This window comes from Roseibium marinum, from assembly GCF_002906165.1.
Lineage (GTDB): Bacteria > Pseudomonadota > Alphaproteobacteria > Rhizobiales > Stappiaceae > Roseibium > Roseibium marinum.
This window is the reverse complement of record NZ_PPCN01000013.1, coordinates 36569-55843: the sequence shown is the minus strand read 5'-3', so window position 1 is coordinate 55843 and position 19275 is coordinate 36569. Positions and strand designations below refer to the sequence as shown.

Below are 19275 nucleotides of genomic sequence, written 5' to 3'. Positions count from 1 at the left end.
GCGCGGGTTTGTCCCGAAAAAGACCGCTTGTGGTAAACATCCGCACCCCGCGCGAACGGATGGCAGGCTCGTCATACGGATCAGCCCGGCAGGCTGAGACCGAGCTCGCGGAAGCTCTCCTCGACATGCATGGCGAAGGCATGGGTCGCTTTGCCCGCGCTCGGCCGTTCAGTCATGATGATGTGATAGTCGCCGATTTCCGGAAGTCCGTGGCGGCTGTCCAGAACCTGCAGGGGTGGCGCGACGACGCTCGCCGGAAAGGGGGCGATGGCGAGATCGGCAAGCAGGGCAGCCTCCTGCCCCGCGCTGTGAAAGCTTGTATAGGAAATCCGGTAGGGCTTTTGCGCGTCATCCAGAGCCACCCGCGCCGCCCGGCGCCAGGGGCAACCGGGCGTGGAGACCGCCAGCGGCACGGGCTCGCGCTCGTAAGCGATCCCGCCCTCCAGCCCGACCCAGACCAGTGGTTCCCTGAAGACCACCTCGCCGCCGCGCGCCAGGCCCGTTCCCGGCCGCGCGGTGAACAGCGCCAGATCCAGTTCGCCCTTCCTGACCTTCTCGTCCAGCTTCGGACTCCCGTCCAGATGCACATCCACATTGACGCCCGGATGGGTCCGGGCGAAACGCGACAGGATATTGGGCAGAAAACGGGTGCCGAAGTCGGATGGCGCACCGAACCGCACCTCGCCCTCTACATCGGGTGACAGGAACAGCGACACCGCCTCTTCGTTCAGCATCAGGATCCGCCGCGCATATCCCAGGAGCGCCTCGCCCTCTGGCGTCAGGCGCACGGACCGGCCCTCTCGGACGAACACTGAAACTCCCAACATGGTTTCCAGTTTCTTGATCTGCATCGACACGGCCGATGGTGTCCGGCTCACGAGCTCCGAAGCCTTTGAAAAGCTGGACGTTTCGGAGATCACGACAAATGTTCGATAGAGGTCCAGATCGATCAGCGGCATCCCCGCCCCGGGCAGTTTTTCCATGGTTTGGCCTTCCGCAGCGTTAGATCAATTTTTTTGAACGACAGCATGAATACTATTCGTTTGATTGAATCGCAACAAATGCACATATAGCAGGCAAGCGGCTCGTTAATGGAGCAGGGCCGAAAACCTTGAACAACGAACAGACCAGGATTGGAAACGCCATGACCTATCTTGCACAAGCCCTCGGCACCAACCTCATGGGGCTGGTCCACGGCAACAGCGCCGCTCACCTGGCCCGCATGGACGAGGCTCTGCGTCTGCGCGAAATCGCCAGGAAACAGAATTACAACCGCTGAAAAGCGGATATCGCGGGACCTATTCCAGGACGGGGTAACCCAGTCCTGCGGCCTCCCTTTCCATGGAAAGGATTGGCGCATAGTCCGCGACTGACAGTCTCGAGAAGCCGCGAATGCCCAGGCGTTCGCGGCTTTTTCGCGTTTCGGGTGCCGTGAAAACAGCAGCAACCGCTTCCGCGATGAGATCGGCTTCCCTCTCGGAAAACCGCAAGGACGTAATCAGCGGCAGGACAGGGGCGGACGCCGTCCGGGCAATAGGCCTCAGATACGCCGCAAGGTCTGGCCGGTACCGGCAGGCGAGCTCCCAGCAGACCGCGTCGATGGCGGCCACGTCGGCATCTCCCTGCGCCACCGCATTCAGGGACGCCAGATGCCCGCCGCTTGGCGAGACGCGTGAGAAGAAAGGTTTGCCCGCCGCGACCCCGGCCACGCTATGGCGCAGGGCGTTCATGCCCGACTGGCTGTCCAGGCTGTTGAAGACGGCCCGAGCGCCGCGCAGGTCGGCAAGCTTTTCAAACGGGCTGTCGCGCCCGACGACGATCTGGCTGCAATAGCGCGGCCCCTCGCAGCCGGGCGCCGAATAATGCGGAGCCCCCAGCAGCCTGACCTTGCCGCTCAGCGCATGTGTCAACGGGTAGCCGCAAGTCTGCGTCAACAGCATTTCCGGCCGGACCCATGCTTCGGCGATATCCAGATGCTCCGGCCAGTCAGAAATTTGTGAAGGCCCCAGTTCGAGCGTTTCCACCAGCGCTGTCTGCAGGGCGGCTTCGAGATCGGCGTTCGCGTCCCGCACCTCCGGCCAGTCGTACATCGGCAGCCGGACGTGAAAATATTCAGCCCTCGTCAAGAAACCGCCTCGTCCGTGTCCCTGCGCCTGAGCGGATGCGGAACGGGCTCCTTGACCTTGAACAGATACCGCCGGGCCAGATCGAAATAACTGGCGAACACATATCCCTCGTTACGCCGCCGCCACTCGTCCCGTGCGGCCCGGTAAATCCCCGGCAGCCGATACCACGGCGCCCTCGGATGGGCATGGTGGACGACATGAAGATTGTTGTTCAGGAAGAGCAGCGAGAAGACCGGGCAGAATTCAACCACGATCGAGCGCGCCTCGGCGTTTTCATGGGCTCGGTGTTCGGCATAGGTACGCAGCATAAGCAGGCTCATCCCGGGATAGGCAATACCGAGAACATAGAGCCAGAACGGCATTCCGCCAATCACCGTCACAAAGAGAATGACCGGAACCAGCCCGGCAAGATGATGCGCCCAGGCCCTCAGAACCGCCCTGTCCCCGGCACGCAGCTTGCGGATCTCGGCACCGTAGAACCCGACGAGAGACACGGCGGGGCCGATCAGCAATCGGCCGAGAAGCGTATTGTTCACCGTGAGAACGAAGCGAATGACGCCGGGAAGCTTTTTCCAGTCGCCCCAGGCGAGATAAGAGCTTTCCGGGTCGTCATAAGGGTCGGTCAGCCGGTCGTCGTTGTGATGGCGCAGGTGCAGCGACTTGAACCGGCGATAGGGGATAAACAGCCCCATTGGGAAATAGATCAGCGCCTCGTTGAAGGCGGGATTGCGTGTCGGGTGGCCGTGAAGGACCTCATGTTGCAGAGAGGACTGCAGCGTCACCAGAACCGCAACCATCGGGCAAACGGCCCAACCCCCGAGAACAGTGTAAAATCCGACCAACAGCATCCAGGTTGCCGACGTGGCGGCTATCAACGCCAGCGTCGGCCATTCGCAGGCTTTTGCGCGTGGCACAAGTCTCTCCAGATATTTGTGAATCGATACACGGAAGGCAACTCGGTTCAATATGTCCGGATGAGACGTTGAGTTCAATTGGAGACTAGGGAACAAACTCAGCAATAGTTTGCAGAATCTTCCATATGTTTATTAAAATCAAAAATCGTTATAAATATAAACTTATATGGATTCTTTCCTGCAATCATCGACTGTTTCAGAACAGTCATTGGCGCATATGTCTCTGGACAAACCCGGAGGGCTCGCCTGTTCTGGGTCTGCAACGTTAAAGGAAAATCGCAATGCCTTCTCCGGATAGCCCGAAGATCCATTATGACGCCATTGTCATCGGCGCCGGCATCATCGGCTGCGCGATTGCCTATGCGATGGCGCGGAAGGGCTGCCGGACCCTGAATGTCGATACACTGCCCGCGGCCGGCTACGGCTCCACCTCCTCATCGGCGGCGGTCGTCCGCACATACTATTCCACGCTTGACGGCACGGCGATGGCCCTGGAGGGCTATCACGACTGGAAGAACTGGCAGAACTGTCTCGGTATGGAAGATCAGGATGGACTGGCGCGGTTTGTCGAAACCGGAACGCTGGTCATGAAAACCGCGGCCAACAACTATCTTGAGCGCGTGCTCAAACATGCCGACACGCTCGGCATCGCCTATGAGCACTGGTCCGCGGAAAAGATCCTGGAGCGTATGCCGGGATACAATCTGGAATGTTTCGCACCGGCCAGGAAGATGGACCACGACGACTTCGGCACCCCGACCGGCGGCGAGATCCGCGGCGGTGTGTTCTTCACGGCGGGCGGTTATGTCGACGATCCGCAGCTCGCGGCACGCAATCTCAAGGACGCCGCCAGCCGCCACGGCGCGCATTTCCGCTTCAACACCAGCGTGGTGAAAATTCCGGTCGAGGATAACCGTGTAACCGGGATCGTCTGCGCCGATGGCAGCCAATTCCGGTCAGGCATCGTCATCAATGTCGCCGGGCCCCATTCGGGCAAGGTGAACGGCCTGCTGGAGGGCGACCCGGGCATCCGCATCGGCCACAGGCCGCTGCGCCAGGAGGTGGTGCAGATCAAGCCGCCGGAACGGCTCGGCTATTCCCGCGAAGGACTGATCGTCTCCGATAGCGACATCGCTGTCTACCTGAAGCCGGGCAGCGGCGGCCAGCTCATGCTCGGCAGCGAAAACCCGCCCTGCGACCCGCCGTTGGAAGAAGATCCGGACGATTTTGCCCGCGACCTCACCGACCGGGCGCTGACCTATGCCTACCGCTACTCCCAGCGTCTGCCCGACCTCGGCGTCTCGCAGCATCCGGTCGGGGTCGCCGACCTTTACGATGCCACCGACGACTGGCTGCCGATCTATGACCGCAGCGATATCGACGGCTACTACCTGGCCATCGGCACCAGCGGCAACCAGTTCAAGAACGCCCCGGTCGCCGGACGGTTGATGGCTGACCTCATCGACTATTGCGAAAAGGGCAACGATCACGACGTCACCCCGTTCCGCTTCCCGCTTCAAAATGCCGGTCACACGATCAACACCGCGACTTTCTCCCGCAAGCGCGACCTGACGAAGGAAAGCTCGTTTTCCGTTCTCGGGTGACGGGCGCGGTGCAAACTCGGGATTCGCCCTTGGCCGACTCAGCCAAATCAGGGTAAGCAACCGGGTCCGCAATCGTAAGGAACGTTCCTTGGCCTGGTCTCCGCAACAAGATGACGCCCTGAAAGCGACCGCCGCCTGGCTGCAGCGCGGCGACCGGCAGGTGTTCCGGCTGTTCGGTTATGCGGGCACCGGCAAGACCACGCTCGCCCGCCATCTGGCCGAAGGCATCGACGGCGATGTCTGTTTCGGTGCTTTCACCGGCAAGGCCGCCCATGTCCTGCGCCAGAAGGGCTGCGAGGATGCCGGCACGATCCACTCGCTGATCTATCGCCCCCGTTCCGCCAAGGAAGAAGAGACGAAGGACGACGATGAGGAGGACACCGGCCCGCAGTTTGCCATCAAGCGGGACAGCGCCGCCGCGACCGCGAGCCTGATCGTCATCGACGAATGTTCCATGGTGGACGAGGATCTCGGCAAGGATCTCCTGTCCTTCGGAACGCCGGTGCTGGTGCTGGGAGATCCCGCGCAGCTGCCCCCGGTGAAGGGCGGCGGCTATTTCACCGATGCCGAACCCGACGTGATGCTGACGGAAGTCCATCGCCAGGCGCAGGACAATCCGATCGTGCGCATGTCCATGACCATCCGCGACGGCGGCGAACTCGATTACGGCGTCTTCGGTGAAAGCAAGGTGATCCATCGCCGCGAGATCGACAGGGAGCAGATCCTGGCGGCGGACCAGGTGCTGGTCGGCACCAACAAGACCCGGCGGCTTTACAACAGCCGCATCCGCGAACTGAAGGATTTCACGACGCCGATGCCCGCCGTTGGCGACAAGCTCGTCTGCCTGCGCAACGACAAGACAAAGGGCCTTCTGAACGGCGGTCTGTGGACGGTGAAGCGGCTGCGCCAGTCACGCGGCAACACATTGCGGTTCGATGTCGTCACCGAGGACGATCTCGCCACGACAACCATCAAGGTGAAAGTGCTTCCGGCGATGTTCGAAGACGGCGCGGAGGCCATTCCCTACGCGATCCGCCGCAAGGCCGACGAATTCGATTACGGCTACGCCCTGACGGTGCACAAGGCACAGGGATCGCAATGGGACGATGTGGTTCTTTTCGACGAAAGCTGGGCGTTCCGGGAACACAAGAGCCGCTGGCTCTATACAGCTGTCACCCGCGCGGCCGAACGCATTACTGTCGTAAGATAGTTTCGCCAGGTTCGGTTTCTTCAAACACCCGCGGGCTGCCGCAAACCGGCAGGGCACGCAGTCCCGTATCGATGAAGGTGGCCAGATCCGTTTCCGTGCTTCCGCCACGTCCAAGCAGGGCGATTGCGGAAAACTGGCCATCCACGAATGTCGCCACATGATCGACGTCCATATCGGCCGGCATTTCCCCGGCCGCCACTGCCTTGAACAGACGCTCCTTGATCGCGGTGAACCGTGAGTTTTTCAGCCCGTCCACCAGTTCCCGGTGCCTCTGCGCGCCATAGGTACAGTCGACAAGCGCATTGACGAGAAAACAGCCGGACGGTGTGTTGCGGTCCAGCGTCAGCTCCGCGACAGCCCCCAGAAAATCTCGCAAATCCTCCAGTACATGCTTCTTCGCCGCGTGAAGCCGCGCGAACACCGGGCCACCGTATGTCTCGAAATAATGCAGCAGCGCTTTTTCGAAGATCGTCTCTTTGTCCCCGAAAGCGGCATAAAGACCGGGTTTCGCCATGCCGGAGGCTTCCACCAGATCGTTCATGGACGTTGCGCTATAGCCGTTTTGCCAGAATGCGATCATCACCGAATGAAGGGCATCTTTTGTACTTACTTTTCTCGGCCGTCCGCGGGCCATCGGCAAGGCCTCCTTTTCATAATCGGTTTCAAAATTTCCGCACATTCGATTTGGCAATTCGCGGCCTGAAAACAACCCTTCACACCGGATCTTGCAGTTTGCACAGCAAAACACAATAATTTCACCAAGAAAATGCTACATTTGTCGTTCAAAAATGCGGTTTTTGTTGCTTTCCGTTCAAGAAACGAAAATAAAACAACTAAGAATTGCATTAAGATTGTAATTACTGCCGCGAGAAAACAACTTTGCGCCCCGCAAAAACCAATTGAATGCTGCATCTCCGTCTGCGTCACGTAAAAGGACACGGCAATTGCCGGTGGACGGAACCGCTCTGTCTCTTTCCCGCCTCCTTCAGGCGGATTATCGTCTGCGGCTCAGATTAGTCACCACCGAAAGTTACCGCGTCAATGGCCAGCGTTACAGTTTCCGATCCGTCACAGCCCGGTTCCCAGGCCCAAAAATCCGGCGACACCGCCTTGCGCATTGCGCACCTGATCGCCGATGAGATCGGCTGCAAGGCAGGGCAGGTCAATGCGACCGTCCAGCTTCTGGACGAAGGCTCGACCGTCCCCTTCATCGCCCGCTACCGGAAAGAGGCGACCGGCGGTCTGGACGACACCCAGTTGCGAAAACTCGAGGAACGTCTGATCTATCTGCGTGAGCTGGAAGACCGGCGCGGCACCATTCTCAAATCCATCGAGGAACAGGGCAAGCTCACCGACGACCTGATCGCCGGCATCCAGGCCGCCGAAACCAAGTCCAGGCTTGAAGACATATATCTGCCGTTCAAGAAAAAGCGCCGCACCAAGGCCCAGATCGCCCGCGAAGCCGGCCTGGAACCGCTCGCCGACCTGCTGCTGTCCGATCCCGCCAGAACGCCGGAAACAGAAGCCGCGGCTTTCGTGGACGCGGACAAGGGGCTTGCGGACACGAAGGCCGCGCTTGACGGCGCCCGTCAGATCCTGATGGAACGCTTCGCGGAAAACGCCGAACTGGTCGGCCGCTTGCGCAGACATGTCGAGGAACGGGGCGTCGTACAGTCCAGACTGATCGATGGCATGGCGGAAAAGGGCGCGAAATTCGCTGATTACTTCGACTATTCGGAAAAATGGTCGAAAATTCCCAGTCACAGGGCTCTCGCCCTGTTTCGCGGGCGCAACGAGGGCATTCTATCCGTCGATCTGACGGTCGACGCGGACGACGTCTCCCCTGTCCCTCCCGCGGTGAAGACGGTCGCCGGCACCTATGGCATCGCCGACCGGGGCCGCCCGGCGGACAAATGGCTGATGGAAGTCGCCCGTTTCGCCTGGAAGGTGAAGCTCGCGCTGCATCTGGAACTCGACCTGATGGGCGTTCTGCGCGACAAGGCCGAAGAAGAGGCCATCCAGGTCTTCGCGAGAAACCTCAAGGATCTGCTGCTGGCCGCGCCTGCGGGCGCCAAGGCGACACTCGGCCTCGATCCTGGTATCCGCACCGGAGTGAAGGTTGCCGTCGTGGACGAAACCGGCAAACTGCTGGACACGGCGACGGTCTATCCTTTCCAGCCGCGCAACGATATCTCCGGCTCCCGGGCCGCGCTGCTTGCCATGATCGCAAAGCACAAGGTCGGCCTGATCGCCATCGGCAACGGCACCGCCAGCCGCGAGACCGACAAGCTGACGGGCGACGTGCTCGCCGATATCCCGGCAGCGCAGCGTCCGGTGAAGGTGATCGTCAACGAAGCCGGCGCCTCGGTCTATTCCGCCTCCGAGCTGGCGGCCATGGAAATGCCCGGCGTGGATGTGTCCCTGCGCGGCGCGGCGTCCATCGCCCGGCGCCTGCAGGACCCGCTGGCCGAACTGGTCAAGATCGAGCCGAAATCCATCGGCGTCGGCCAGTATCAGCATGACGTCAACCAGACCAGGCTCGCCCGCGCCCTCGATGCGGTGGTCGAGGATGCCGTGAACGCCGTCGGCGTCGATCTCAACACCGCTTCCCCGGCGCTGCTGTCGCGCATTTCCGGCCTTTCGGACAGCCTCGCCAGGGCCGTCGTCGAACACCGCGAGGAAATCGGCCGCTTCGACAGCCGGTCTCAGCTCAAGAAGGTGCCGCGTCTCGGCGCCAAGGCCTTCGAACTTTGTGCCGGCTTCCTGCGCATCAACGACGGCAAGGAGCCGCTCGACGCCTCTTCCGTACACCCGGAGGCCTATCCGCTGGCCAAGCGCATCGTGAAGGCCTGCGGCCGCGATGTCCGCCAGATCATGGGCAACGACACGCTGCTGAGGGATCTGAATCCGGCGGATTACACGGACGATAAATTCGGCCTTCCGACAGTGAAGGACATATTCGCCGAACTGGAAAAACCGGGTCGTGACCCGCGCCCGGAATTCAAAACCGCGACGCTGCAGGACGGCGTTGAGGAGATCTCCGACCTCAAATCCGGAATGAAGCTGGAAGGCACCGTCACCAACGTCACCAATTTCGGCGCCTTTGTCGATGTCGGCGTCCATCAGGACGGGCTGGTGCACGTTTCCCAGCTTGCCGACCGCTTCGTCGACGACCCGCACAAGGTCGTCAAGGCCGGCGATATCGTCAAGGTGACCATTCTCGACGTGGACGTGCCACGCAAGCGCATCTCCATGACCATGAAGTCCCAGGCCGACTATCAGGACCAGCGGGAACGTTCAGGGCAGGAGCGAGGCGGCCAGAGCCAGGGCCGTCCTGGCGGAAGAAACCCCGGCCAGGGTGGAAAAGGCTCCGGCGGCAACGCTCCGCGTGGCGGCCCGGGCGGCGGAAAGGGAGGCGCGCCGAAAGCCTCCGGCGCTGACGGCGGCAACAACGCCCTGGCAGCGGCTCTGGCGGCTGCGATGAACAAGAAGGGCAAGTAGATCTCAGGCGAAAATTTCCGCGTCACTTGCTGGGAGCTCGCCACGTTCCTGAAGATCCTTCAGGTATGCTCGGCAGACGACCACTGCAAAAACAGCCAGGCTGAATGCGGACGTCAGTTTAACGAGAGCAAGTACCAACGCTCCGGCTGGGTCAGGCGTGCCAGCAGATGTGATCGGGTCCGAGCCGATGCCTAAATTTTCTGACAAGATCAAAATGGCGAACGACAAGGCTGCGAAGAAACCGACCCCGAAAAATAGCCTGGGGACCAGATAGCCCGCCTGTCGAAAGGCTCTGCCGATGGCGGCCCCGATCCCTGGACGGACGTCGAACAGTTGAGAGGGAAACGCCGTCCCGAACAGAAACATCGTCAGAAAGGAGATCACCGCTCCACACGGAATGGTGAGACCTAGAAGAAACTCGGTGTCCGGGCGCTCGCCCTGAAGCGCGGACACTGCAAGGATTACGACGAGAATCGAAACAATTATAACCGGCGCGTAGATCAATAAGATATACCGCAGACTAAACCAAATATACTTCTTGCTATTTTCTTTTAGTTTTGCATCCAACCCCAGCAAACTCAAACAAAGATAAAAAATAATTCCAGATTCAGCAAAAGCCTTTGTAACTTGCATTGAATTACCAATGTCATACACGACATTTATTCCGTCCATAACATACAAAACAAATACAATACCAAGAATATATTTCCAGCATAAAAGAACAGAATAAAAAGCTTGTGAAACGATATTTGCCTTGGGATTCACGTATCACCTCCAAATTGCGAACGGTTTCCTCTTTATCTAAAAAGTGAATACAACACCAATTTTTCCCGCAAAACTGAACAGGGCCTCCAAGGCACTTTGCGACTTTCGGGAAGTTGTTTCGACTGGCGGAGCAAAATCCCGCCCTCTCGCGGAAAGAGCCCTCAGCAAAGTTGACTCTGCCCTAAAACCGATCCGCCGCAAACGGCGCCGGATCGACGGCATGCGCTTTGCCGTCGATCATGTCGGCAATCATCTCGCCGGTGACAGCCGCCTGGGTCAGTCCGTGATGGGCGTGGCCGAAGGCATAGAAAACCCCGCCATGATGCGTCGCCGGAGAGATCACCGGCAGGCTGTCGGGAAGAGATGGGCGGAAGCCCATCCAGCGCTTGCCGCCTTCCGTCTTGAGACCGGGGTAAAACAGCCGCGCCTTGGCCACCATGGCATCGACGCGCTTCCAGTTGGGCGGCAGGTGCAGACCGCCGAATTCAACCGCGCCTCCAACGCGCAGGCCGGTCGAAAGCGGCGACAGGACAAAGCCGTGCCCCGGCAGCATGATGAACCTCTTCACTGTGACGGCCGGATCGGGAATGGTGATGTTGTAACCGCGTTCCGTATCGAGCGGGATACGGTCGCCGAGTTGGGCCGCGAGATGTTTCGACCAGGCGCCGCAGGCGATGACCAGCCGGTTGGCCTCGATCCGCTCACCCGATTTCAGGATGAGCCCGCACCCATTGTCGTGCGGCTCGAGACGGTCGACCTCGCCGACAGCAAAGTCCACCCCCTGCCCTTTCAGCCAGTCCGCCAGCGACAGGCACAGGATCTTCGGATCATCGACCTGAGCCCAGTCCGGAACCAGCCCACCGCCGATCGCCCGCGTTGACAGATCCGGCTCAAGCTCGCGGATGGCTCCGGCTTCGAGTTCTTCGACCGCAATGCCGTGCTTCCGTTGTTCGGCCCAGGACTTCCTGGCGTTCTCAAGCGATGCAGGGGTATCGAGAAGCTCCAGACAGCCGTCCCGGCGCACCTGGTTGTGGGTTCCGGACACCCGCCACAATCGCTCCCATGCCGGCAGGACCGCGCTGTTGATGTCCACCAGCGCTTCAGTGCTGCGGGCCACGCGTTCGGGGTTCGAGGCTGCCAGAAAGCGCAGCATCCACGGAAGAATTTTCAGCGCATAGGCGGGCCGGACCGTCAGCGGTCCGAGCGGGTCGGCGAGCCATTTGATCGCCTGCTTCCACAGACCCGGCGAGGCCATTGGCGCCACGTCCGTCCAGGCAATCGCCGCTGCGTTGCCCTGGCTGGCGCCGGCCGCCGGCCCTTCCCGGTCGATGACCGTGACCTCGTAGCCGCGCTGCACCAGGCTCGCCGCCGTTGCCAGTCCGACGATCCCGGCGCCGACGACATGGACCCTTCCCTTGCTCATGAACTCTAATGCCTGCCCTTGCCTGAAATCGAAACCCGGGTCAGCGTCCTTCCCCGGTCAAGGGAGCTTTTGGTCATGCTGCTCGAAGTGTCAATCGCATCCTATGCGGAAAACGCAGTGGCGACGAAGGAGCGTTAGCAGATAACCGCGTCATCCCTGACCGGGACGGCGCGGCGCAATTTCGAAAACGCGGGACGGGACGTCCGCGCCGTCTACGCGGTCGCGGGAAAATGGGACCGTGTCCTGTTGGCGAAGGCCACCAGGGACAACATCACGGGAACCTCAACCAGAACGCCGACGACCGTCGCCAGCGCGGCACCGGAATTCAGTCCGAACAGGCTGATGGCGACAGCGACCGCGAGTTCGAAGAAATTCGAGGTTCCGATGAGCGCCGCCGGAGCCGCGGTTGTGAACGGCACGCGCCACAGATAACCCCAGGCATAGGCAATGAAGAAAATGCCATAACTCTGGATGAGCAGCGGCACCGCGATCAGCACGATGACCATCGGCTTTTCGAGAATCGTTTGCGCCTGAAATCCGAACAGCAGAACGACCGTCGCCAGCAGGCCCATGACCGAGAACGGTTTGACTTTCCCGGTGAACTCGGCAATGCGCTCGTGATTGCCCGTTCCATCCAGAGCCTTGCGCGTGAAGTACCCGGCGATGAGCGGTATGACGACGTAAAGGATCACCGAAAGCAGCAGGGTCTGCCACGGGACGATGATATCGGTGACGCCGAGCAGCAGCGCCGCGATCGGCGCGAAGGCGAAGACCATGATGATGTCGTTGATCGAAACCTGCACGAGCGTGTAATTGGCATCGCCCCGCACCATCTGGCTCCAGACGAACACCATGGCCGTACAGGGTGCGACCCCGAGCAGGATCATGCCCGCGATGTATTCTTTCGCGGTCTGAGGATCGACGAGGCCGGCGAAGACGTGCTCGAAAAACAGGATCCCGAGGGCCGCCATCGTGAACGGCTTTATCAGCCAGTTGACGACGATGGTGATGCACAGGCCTTTCGGCTTTTTGCCGACGTCCTTCAGGGAGGCAAAATCGACGTTCACCATCATCGGGTAGATCATGACCCAGATCAGTACGGCGACGACGAGGTTGACGCTGGCATATTCGAACGACGCGATCGTCTGGAAGATCCAGGGGAAAACCGCGCCGAGACCGACGCCGGCGGCAATACATAAAGCGACCCAGAGCGACAGATATCGCTCGAAGAGCCCCATGGGTGAGGATGTTTCTTGGCTCATGACAACTCTTTCGTTATTCGGTTTTCGAGCAGCTCGAAAGCTGCATCAAAGGCAGCCCCGACCCTGCTTTCCGCTCCCGGGGTTTTCGCCGGACCGGGATGTTCCAGTGAGGGACCGCAGGGGAGCTGAGCCGGAAAGGCCTCCCCGCGGCGCGATGGCAAACGGCAAGGGTGAGATCGACTTCAGGCGCAGCCGGGTTGGAACAACACGGTTCGCTGCGCAGACAAACAAGACACCACGTTCTTTCACCAGTTCACCTTGCCGGGCTCTCAGCAATCATTCGTGCCGTGACGGGATGCCGTTCCTGCCATATTGAGAAATGGAGCACAAAGCTCCGGATTGCCGCCGCAGCAGTCCTGCAGCAGGTAGGTCACCAGAACCCGCATGGTCTCCAGGTTCGCGCGGTAGCAGATCGAACGCCCGTCCCGCTCGGCCTGCACAAGGCCGGAACGGGACAGAGCGCCCAGGTGGGTCGACAGGGTATTGGGACGAACTTCGAGCGCATCTGAGATGGCGCCGGCGGTCATGCCTTCTTTTCCCGCTTTCACCAGCAGGCGAAAGACGTCGAGGCGGGTTTCCTGACCCAGGGCGGCCAACGCATTGAGAGCGTCTTCTTTTTCCATATTTCGAGAATACCCGAAATAACGAAGAAAGCAACTCTCTCAGGTACCTCTTTCTTCACCAGATGCGTGAATTAGGGCTACACTCCCGGAGGAAGTGGGGCTCAGTCTGATGACACCGTCACAGCCTTACCGTCGTTCCGATCCGGAATCTTCGCTGCGCGGTGTCCGGAATACATTTATTTCCGTCATGCCATGGCTTGACCATGGCATCCATGCCGTTTCGTCACCCCGAACTCCAGCCTGCCTTGCTGTAAGTTCACGGCATGGATTGCAGGGTCAAGCCCTGCAATGACGAAGCTGACATAATGGGCCTGAAACCCTTAAATCGGCAGTGTGGTAGACAGGGTTGACGACGAACTGAAGGGTTGCTGCTTCAGCCGATTGTCGCCGGGACACCGCGTCAAGCCACCTTCGCCGCAAGACGTTTGCGGATGCTTTCAGCATCCGCGCGCGGTGTCGCCGCGAAGAGTGTCTTGGTGTAGTCGTGCCGCGGATTTTCGAACACCTCGTCCCGCGTGCCGTATTCCACCACTTCGCCGAAATACATCACCATCACCTTGTCCGCCAGATAGCGCACGACGGACAGATCGTGGGAGATGAAGACATAGGTCAGCCCCATCTCGTCCTGAAGATCCGCCAGAAGATTGAGGATCTGCGCCTGGACGGACAGGTCCAGGGCGGAGACCGGTTCGTCGAGAACCAGCAGTTTCGGCTGCAGCATGATGGCTCGCGCGATCGCGACACGCTGGCGCTGGCCGCCGGAGAACATGTGCGGATAGCGGCCGTAATGCTCCGGCTGCAGACCGACCTTCTCCAGCATCTGAAGCGCAAGGTCCCGGCGCTCGGCGGCAGGCATGTCCGTGTTCAGCAGCAGCGGTTCTTCCAGCACGTGCCCGATCTTCTGACGCGGGTTCAGCGAGCCGTAAGGGTTCTGGAAAACGATCTGCACCTTCTGGCGCATCTCTTTGGAAATGCCGGTTTTGGCAATATCCATCGAAAGGCCGTCGATCTCGATGGAACCGGAACTCTGCGCATCGATCATCGTCAGCATGCGCGCCAGGGTGGATTTGCCACATCCGCTCTCACCCACGACGGCCAGCGTCGAGCCGCGTTTCACATCGAAACTGACGCCTTTGACCGCGGTCAGTGTCGAGCCCTTCTTGAACATCCCGCCGCTGATTTCATAGGTGCGGTAGAGGTCGCGGACCTTGAGAATTACATCGTCGGGCATTATCAGAATCCTCCCGCTTCGGCAAAGTCGCTCACCGTCGGCAGACGGTTGCCGGTCGCATTTTCCGGCAGCGCCGAAAGAAGCGCCTGCGTATAGGGGTTCTGCGGGCTCTCGAACAGGGAAAGCACATCGGCTTCCTCCATCTTCCGTCCCTTGTACTGAACAATCACGCGATCTGCGGTTTCCGCGACGACGCCCATATCATGGGTGATCATGATGAGGCCCATGCCGCTGTCCTGCTGCAGTTGAACCAGAAGATCCAGGATCTGTTTCTGGATGGTCACGTCCAGGGCCGTCGTCGGCTCGTCCGCGATCAGCAGTTTCGGGGCGCAGGCGATCGCCATGGCGATCATCACGCGCTGGCACTGCCCGCCGGACATCTGGTGCGGAAAGGCATCGATCCGCCCTTCCGGATCCGGAATGCCGACGGAGGTCAGAAGCTCGATCACCCGGTCCTTGACCTGCCTGCCCCTCAGGCTTGTATGCGTCTTCAGGGTTTCACCCAGCTGAAAGCCGACCGTGAAGCACGGGTTCAGGCTCGCGATGGGTTCCTGGAAGATCATCGAAATGTCCTTGCCGATCACCTTGCGGCGCGCCCTCGTGGACAGGGTCCTGAGGTCCTTACCCTCAAAATCCATCTTGTCCGCGGTGATTGTCGCGCTGTCCGGCAAAAGCCCCATGGTCGCCAGCATGGCAACGGATTTACCCGAACCCGACTCTCCGACGATAGCCAGCACTTCACCGGCATCGACCGTATAGTCCACACCGTCCAGCGCCCTGAACGGCCCTTTCGCGGTGTCGAATTCGATCCTGAGATTCCTGATTTCAAGAAGAGACATGATCCTCAGCTCCTCTTCAGTTTCGGATCGAGCGCATCGCGCAATCCGTCGCCAACCAGGTTAATGGCAAGCACGGTGATCAGAATGGCGAGGCCCGGGAAGGTGACGACCCACCAGGCGCGCAGGATGAACTCGCGTGCCTCGGCCAGCATGGTGCCCCATTCGGGCGTGGGCGGCTGTGCCCCCATGCCCAGAAAGCCCAGCGCGGCCGCATCCAGGATCGCGTTGGAAAAGGACAGGGTCGCCTGAACGATCAGCGGCGCCACGCAGTTCGGCAGGATGGTCTTGAACATGAGCCGGAAATGTCCGGCGCCGGCCACCTTCGCCGCGATCACATAGTCGCGAGAGCGTTCCGACATGACGGCAGCCCGGGTCAGACGCACGAAATGCGGCTGCAGCACCAGGGCAATCGCGATCATCGCATTGATCAGGCCAGGCCCGAGGATCGCCACCAGCACGAGGGCGAGCAACAGCGACGGAAAGGCCAGAATGATGTCCATGATCCGCATGATGAACGTATCGACGGTTCCGCGCACATAACCGGCGATGAGGCCGAGAACGACCCCGCCGACCAGAGCGATGCTGACAACGACGACACCGATGAACAGCGAAAAGCGCGCGCCGAAGATCAGGCGGGAGAGCATATCGCGGCCGACGGCGTCCGTCCCCAGAAGGAACGCGGCCTTGCCGCCCTCTTCCCAGACCGGCGGCACCAGGAAACTGTCCCGGTACTGGATGTCCGGATTGTGCGGGGCGACGAGCGGAGCGAACACCGCCATCAGGACCAGCAGGGAAAAGACGATCAGGCCGACAACGGCACCTTTATTTTGCGAAAAATAGTACCAGAACTCGTAAAGCTGCGCCTTGGTGGCATTGCGGCTTTCCGCTTCGAGCCTGGCTTTATCGGCCTTCGTGACCGGGGAGGTGTTTGTCATTTTTCTTATACCCTCGGCTCAGTTGTAGCGGATGCGCGGATTGATCAGGCCGTAGAGCACATCCACGATGAGATTGACCAGCATGATGATGCCGGCGATCAGCAGAAGGCCGCCCTGAACGACGAAATAATCCCGGCGGGAAATGCTGTCGACGAGCCATTTGCCGATGCCCGGCCAGGAGAAGATGGTTTCCGTGAGGATGGCGCCGGCCAGCAACACCCCGACCTGGAGGCCGATGGTCGTCACCACGGGAATGAGCGCGTTGCGCAGCGCGTGAAGACCGATCACCGAACTTGGCGGCAACCCCTTCGCCCGGGCCGTGCGGACATAATCCTCGCCCAGAACTTCAAGCATGGCGGAGCGGGTCTGGCGGGCGATCACCGCCAGCGGGATGGTCGCCAGCACGATGGACGGCAATATCAGATGCCGGACCGCCGACAGGAATGCGCCCTTTTCCCCCGACAGCAGACTGTCGATCAGCATGAATCCGGTCGGTTGCGGAAAGAAATACAGGAGCGAGATTCGCCCCGAGACCGGAGTCCACTGCAGGATGCCGGAAAACAGGATGATCAGGAGCAGGCCCCACCAGAAAATCGGCATGGAATAGCCGATAAGCGCCGTTCCCATGACAGCCTGGTCTGCAATCGAGCCGCGCTTGACGGCGGCGAAGATACCGGCGGGAATGCCGAGGCAGACCGCGAGGATGATGGCGCAGAGCGCCAGTTCGGCGGTGGCCGGAAACAGCGTCATGAACTCGTCGAGCACAGGCTTTTTCGATGCGAAGGACGTGCCCAGATCGCCCTGAAAAATACCGGCGACATAGTCGATATACTGCCGCCAGAGTGGCTTGTCGAAACCCATCTGCGCCAGAAGCTGGGCCTTGCGTTCCGGTGAAATGCCGCGTTCGCCGGCAAGAAGGTCCAGCGGGTCGCCTGGCAGAAGACGGATGAACGAGAAGGCGACCAGAGTGACGCCGAAAAACGTCGGTATCAACAGTCCGAGCCGGCCGAAAAGAAAGCGAAACATGTCAGATTCCAGATACGAAGAACCAGCGAAAACCGTCACGTGTCATGAGAGCTTCCGCCGGTCATAATGTTTGAAGGCGCCGGCATCGCTGCCAGCGCCTTCCGGGATTCAGGCGGATTTACTCCGCAATATCCACGCCGTCAAACCAATGGCCGCCAAGCGGGTCCATGATGTAGCCGGTGACCTTGGAGGACATGGGCATGAAGACGACGGAATGCGCGATGGTCGCCCACGGAGCCTGTTCCTTGAAGACAACCTGTGCCTCTTCGTAGAGCTTGGTGCGCTCTGCCTTGTCGGTCACGGTCTTCGCCTTCTGGATGAGAGCTTCAAAGTTCTCGTCACACCACTGTGCGCGGTTGGAACCGCCAACACCGTCACAGCCGAGCAGAACGGCGAGGAAGTTGTCCGGGTCGCCATTGTCTCCGGTCCAGCCGAGCAGCACGGCTCCGTCGCGGTCGACTTCCTTGGAACGGGACAGATATTCACCCCATTCATAGGAAACGATCTCGACATTCACGCCGATTTTCGCGAAGTCAGCCTGAATGACCTCCGCCATGCGGCGGGCATTCGGGTTGTAGGGACGCTGGACCGGCATTGCCCAGATCTTCATGGACAGATCGGAAACACCGGCGGCTTCCAGCATTTCCTTCGCCAGATCCGGATTGTAGTCGTCGTCCTCGACCGCGTCGTTATAGGACCACATGGTCGGCGGGATCGGGTTCTTGGCCGCCTGGCCGGAGCCCTGGAAGACGGCGTCGAGGATCGCCTGCTTGTTGATCGCGTGGTTCAGCGCCTTGCGGACTTCCGCCTTGTCGAACGGAGCCACCTTGGTGTTATAGGCGAGGTAACCGACGTTCAGGCCCTGCTGTTCCATCATGGTCAGGTCGCTGTCGTCCCGGATATCGGCAACATCGGCCGGCGCCGGATACGGCATCACGTGGCATTCTCCGGCCTTCAGCTTCTGCAGGCGGACCGCTGCGTCCGGCGTGATGGCGAAGACCAGGTCGTCGACCGGCTGCTTGCCGTTCCAGTAGTCGGCGAAAGCCTTGTAGCGGATCACGGCGTCTTTCTGATAGCCGACGAACGTGAACGGACCGGTTCCGACCGGTTCCTGGTTGAGCTGCTCCTTGGTGCCGGCGGCGGCCAGCTTGTCGGCGTATTCTGCCGACAGGATCGACGCGAAGTCCATCGCCAGGTTGGCGACCATCGGAGCTTCCGGCCGGTTCAGCACGAACTTCACCGTGTAATCGTCAACTTTCACGATTTCCTTGATGAGGTCCGGCATGGACATGCCGTTGAAATATTCCCACGCCGCACCCGGGGTGTATTCGTGCCACGGATTGTCTTTCTTCAGCTGCCGCTCGAACGAGAAAACCACGTCCTCGGCATTGAAATCGCGGGTCGGTGTGAAGAAACTTGTCGTGTGGAACTTCACGCCCTTGCGCAGATTGAACGTGTATTCCAGACCGTCTTCGGAAACTTCCCAGCTTTCCGCGAGACCCGGCAGCACTTCTGTCGTGCCGCGCTTGAATTCAACCAAGCGGTTGTAAACCGGTTTGGAGGAAGCATCGAAGGTGGTTCCGGCGGTGTAGAGCGCGGTATCGAAGCCTTCAGGCGAACCTTCCGAGCAATAAACCAGGGTTTTTGCGGAAGCGCCGGTTGCCGCGATCACGGCAAGGCTGGCGCCAAGAAGGGTTGCCTTCAAGGATTTTTGGAAATTCATCAAACTGTTCTCCCCTTGATGAAGAAGCAGGGGCCCTGCATCGTTGAGATCGTGCAATGGAATTAAGCCCGAGCCAGCGCAAACTAAGGCGGT

The 19275-nt window shown here is 60.2% G+C and carries 17 protein-coding genes; 4 read left to right on the top strand and 13 right to left on the bottom strand.

Annotated elements, in window-relative coordinates:
- Window positions 1-80 precede the first annotated feature (80 nt).
- Complete coding sequence (locus CLV41_RS23100) at window positions 81-983, bottom strand: LysR family transcriptional regulator (protein WP_103224845.1); 903 nt, start codon at window positions 981-983, stop codon at window positions 81-83.
- Between the two features lie 161 nt (window positions 984-1144).
- Here CLV41_RS23100 and CLV41_RS28310 point away from each other — a divergent pair, with 161 nt between their 5' ends.
- Window positions 1145-1279 carry a hypothetical protein gene (locus CLV41_RS28310; RefSeq protein WP_268952705.1) on the top strand — a complete coding sequence of 45 codons (135 nt, stop codon included), beginning with the start codon at window positions 1145-1147 and terminating at the stop codon, window positions 1277-1279.
- A gap of 19 nt (window positions 1280-1298) precedes the next feature.
- Here the strand turns inward: CLV41_RS28310 and CLV41_RS23095 are convergent, their stop codons facing one another.
- Together CLV41_RS23095 and CLV41_RS23090 are read right to left on the bottom strand one after the other, a co-directional pair.
- Window positions 1299-2126: a phosphate/phosphite/phosphonate ABC transporter substrate-binding protein gene (locus CLV41_RS23095; protein WP_208987692.1), complete on the bottom strand. Its 828-nt coding sequence runs from the start codon at window positions 2124-2126 to the stop codon at window positions 1299-1301.
- The gene (locus tag CLV41_RS23090; protein ID WP_103224843.1) at window positions 2123-3040 is read right to left on the bottom strand and encodes a fatty acid desaturase; all 918 of its coding nucleotides are present in this window, start codon (window positions 3038-3040) and stop codon (window positions 2123-2125) included. Before CLV41_RS23090 ends, CLV41_RS23095 begins: the two co-directional genes overlap by 4 nt.
- A gap of 281 nt (window positions 3041-3321) precedes the next feature.
- Between CLV41_RS23090 and CLV41_RS23085 the strand changes: the two genes are divergently transcribed.
- Both CLV41_RS23085 and CLV41_RS23080 read left to right on the top strand, forming a co-directional pair.
- Window positions 3322-4644 carry an NAD(P)/FAD-dependent oxidoreductase gene (locus CLV41_RS23085; RefSeq protein WP_103224842.1) on the top strand — a complete coding sequence of 441 codons (1323 nt, stop codon included), beginning with the start codon at window positions 3322-3324 and terminating at the stop codon, window positions 4642-4644.
- Window positions 4645-4732: 88 nt separating this feature from the next.
- Window positions 4733-5854, top strand: coding sequence for an ATP-dependent DNA helicase (locus CLV41_RS23080; RefSeq protein ID WP_103224841.1), 1122 nt, complete (start codon window positions 4733-4735; stop codon window positions 5852-5854).
- Here the strand turns inward: CLV41_RS23080 and CLV41_RS23075 are convergent.
- Entirely contained in the window at window positions 5838-6488 is a 651-nt protein-coding gene (locus CLV41_RS23075) for a TetR/AcrR family transcriptional regulator (protein WP_103224936.1), read from the bottom strand. The two genes, CLV41_RS23080 and CLV41_RS23075, sit on opposite strands and share 17 nt — an antisense overlap.
- A gap of 407 nt (window positions 6489-6895) precedes the next feature.
- Between CLV41_RS23075 and CLV41_RS23070 the strand changes: the two genes are divergently transcribed.
- Window positions 6896-9355 carry a Tex family protein gene (locus tag CLV41_RS23070; protein ID WP_103224840.1) on the top strand — a complete coding sequence of 820 codons (2460 nt, stop codon included), beginning with the start codon at window positions 6896-6898 and terminating at the stop codon, window positions 9353-9355.
- 3 nt (window positions 9356-9358) lie between these two features.
- Here the strand turns inward: CLV41_RS23070 and CLV41_RS23065 are convergent, their stop codons facing one another.
- The 9 genes from CLV41_RS23065 to CLV41_RS23025 form a co-directional block, all read right to left on the bottom strand.
- Window positions 9359-10120 (bottom strand): hypothetical protein, encoded by a 762-nt coding sequence (locus CLV41_RS23065; protein WP_146048629.1) that lies wholly within the window; start codon window positions 10118-10120, stop codon window positions 9359-9361.
- A 181-nt stretch (window positions 10121-10301) separates the two neighbouring features.
- The gene (locus tag CLV41_RS23060) at window positions 10302-11543 is read right to left on the bottom strand and encodes an NAD(P)/FAD-dependent oxidoreductase (RefSeq protein WP_103224838.1); all 1242 of its coding nucleotides are present in this window, start codon (window positions 11541-11543) and stop codon (window positions 10302-10304) included.
- A gap of 212 nt (window positions 11544-11755) precedes the next feature.
- On the bottom strand, window positions 11756-12805 hold the full coding sequence (gene arsB / locus CLV41_RS23055) for an ACR3 family arsenite efflux transporter (protein ID WP_103224837.1): 1050 nt from the start codon (window positions 12803-12805) through the stop codon (window positions 11756-11758).
- A gap of 269 nt (window positions 12806-13074) precedes the next feature.
- Window positions 13075-13428, bottom strand: coding sequence for an ArsR/SmtB family transcription factor (locus tag CLV41_RS23050; protein WP_103224836.1), 354 nt, complete (start codon window positions 13426-13428; stop codon window positions 13075-13077).
- Window positions 13429-13828: 400 nt separating this feature from the next.
- Window positions 13829-14659: a dipeptide ABC transporter ATP-binding protein gene (locus CLV41_RS23045; RefSeq protein ID WP_103224835.1), complete on the bottom strand. Its 831-nt coding sequence runs from the start codon at window positions 14657-14659 to the stop codon at window positions 13829-13831.
- Between the two features lie 2 nt (window positions 14660-14661).
- The gene (locus CLV41_RS23040; RefSeq protein WP_103224834.1) at window positions 14662-15498 is read right to left on the bottom strand and encodes an ABC transporter ATP-binding protein; all 837 of its coding nucleotides are present in this window, start codon (window positions 15496-15498) and stop codon (window positions 14662-14664) included.
- Between the two features lie 5 nt (window positions 15499-15503).
- Window positions 15504-16433, bottom strand: a complete 930-nt coding sequence (locus CLV41_RS23035; RefSeq protein WP_170107294.1) for an ABC transporter permease subunit — start codon at window positions 16431-16433, stop codon at window positions 15504-15506.
- Between the two features lie 18 nt (window positions 16434-16451).
- Window positions 16452-17459: an ABC transporter permease subunit gene (locus tag CLV41_RS23030; protein ID WP_103224935.1), complete on the bottom strand. Its 1008-nt coding sequence runs from the start codon at window positions 17457-17459 to the stop codon at window positions 16452-16454.
- A gap of 118 nt (window positions 17460-17577) precedes the next feature.
- On the bottom strand, window positions 17578-19182 hold the full coding sequence (locus CLV41_RS23025) for an ABC transporter substrate-binding protein (RefSeq protein WP_103224832.1): 1605 nt from the start codon (window positions 19180-19182) through the stop codon (window positions 17578-17580).
- Window positions 19183-19275: the final 93 nt, after the last annotated feature.

What these genes read in the sequence shown, in the direction of transcription:
- CLV41_RS23085 (WP_103224842.1), top strand. Translation starts at nt 3,322, where the DNA reads ATGCCTTCTCCGGATAGCCCGAAGATCCATTATGACGCCATTGTCATC.
- CLV41_RS23050 (WP_103224836.1), bottom strand. Translation starts at nt 13,428, where the DNA reads ATGGAAAAAGAAGACGCTCTCAATGCGTTGGCCGCCCTGGGTCAGGAA.
- CLV41_RS23060 (WP_103224838.1), bottom strand. Translation starts at nt 11,543, where the DNA reads ATGAGCAAGGGAAGGGTCCATGTCGTCGGCGCCGGGATCGTCGGACTG.
- arsB (WP_103224837.1), bottom strand. Translation starts at nt 12,805, where the DNA reads ATGAGCCAAGAAACATCCTCACCCATGGGGCTCTTCGAGCGATATCTG.
- CLV41_RS23100 (WP_103224845.1), bottom strand. Translation starts at nt 983, where the DNA reads ATGGAAAAACTGCCCGGGGCGGGGATGCCGCTGATCGATCTGGACCTC.
- CLV41_RS23025 (WP_103224832.1), bottom strand. Translation starts at nt 19,182, where the DNA reads ATGAATTTCCAAAAATCCTTGAAGGCAACCCTTCTTGGCGCCAGCCTT.
- CLV41_RS23045 (WP_103224835.1), bottom strand. Translation starts at nt 14,659, where the DNA reads ATGCCCGACGATGTAATTCTCAAGGTCCGCGACCTCTACCGCACCTAT.
- CLV41_RS23030 (WP_103224935.1), bottom strand. Translation starts at nt 17,459, where the DNA reads ATGTTTCGCTTTCTTTTCGGCCGGCTCGGACTGTTGATACCGACGTTT.
- CLV41_RS23070 (WP_103224840.1), top strand. Translation starts at nt 6,896, where the DNA reads ATGGCCAGCGTTACAGTTTCCGATCCGTCACAGCCCGGTTCCCAGGCC.
- CLV41_RS23035 (WP_170107294.1), bottom strand. Translation starts at nt 16,433, where the DNA reads ATGACAAACACCTCCCCGGTCACGAAGGCCGATAAAGCCAGGCTCGAA.
- CLV41_RS28310 (WP_268952705.1), top strand. Translation starts at nt 1,145, where the DNA reads ATGACCTATCTTGCACAAGCCCTCGGCACCAACCTCATGGGGCTGGTC.
- CLV41_RS23040 (WP_103224834.1), bottom strand. Translation starts at nt 15,498, where the DNA reads ATGTCTCTTCTTGAAATCAGGAATCTCAGGATCGAATTCGACACCGCG.
- CLV41_RS23075 (WP_103224936.1), bottom strand. Translation starts at nt 6,488, where the DNA reads ATGGCCCGCGGACGGCCGAGAAAAGTAAGTACAAAAGATGCCCTTCAT.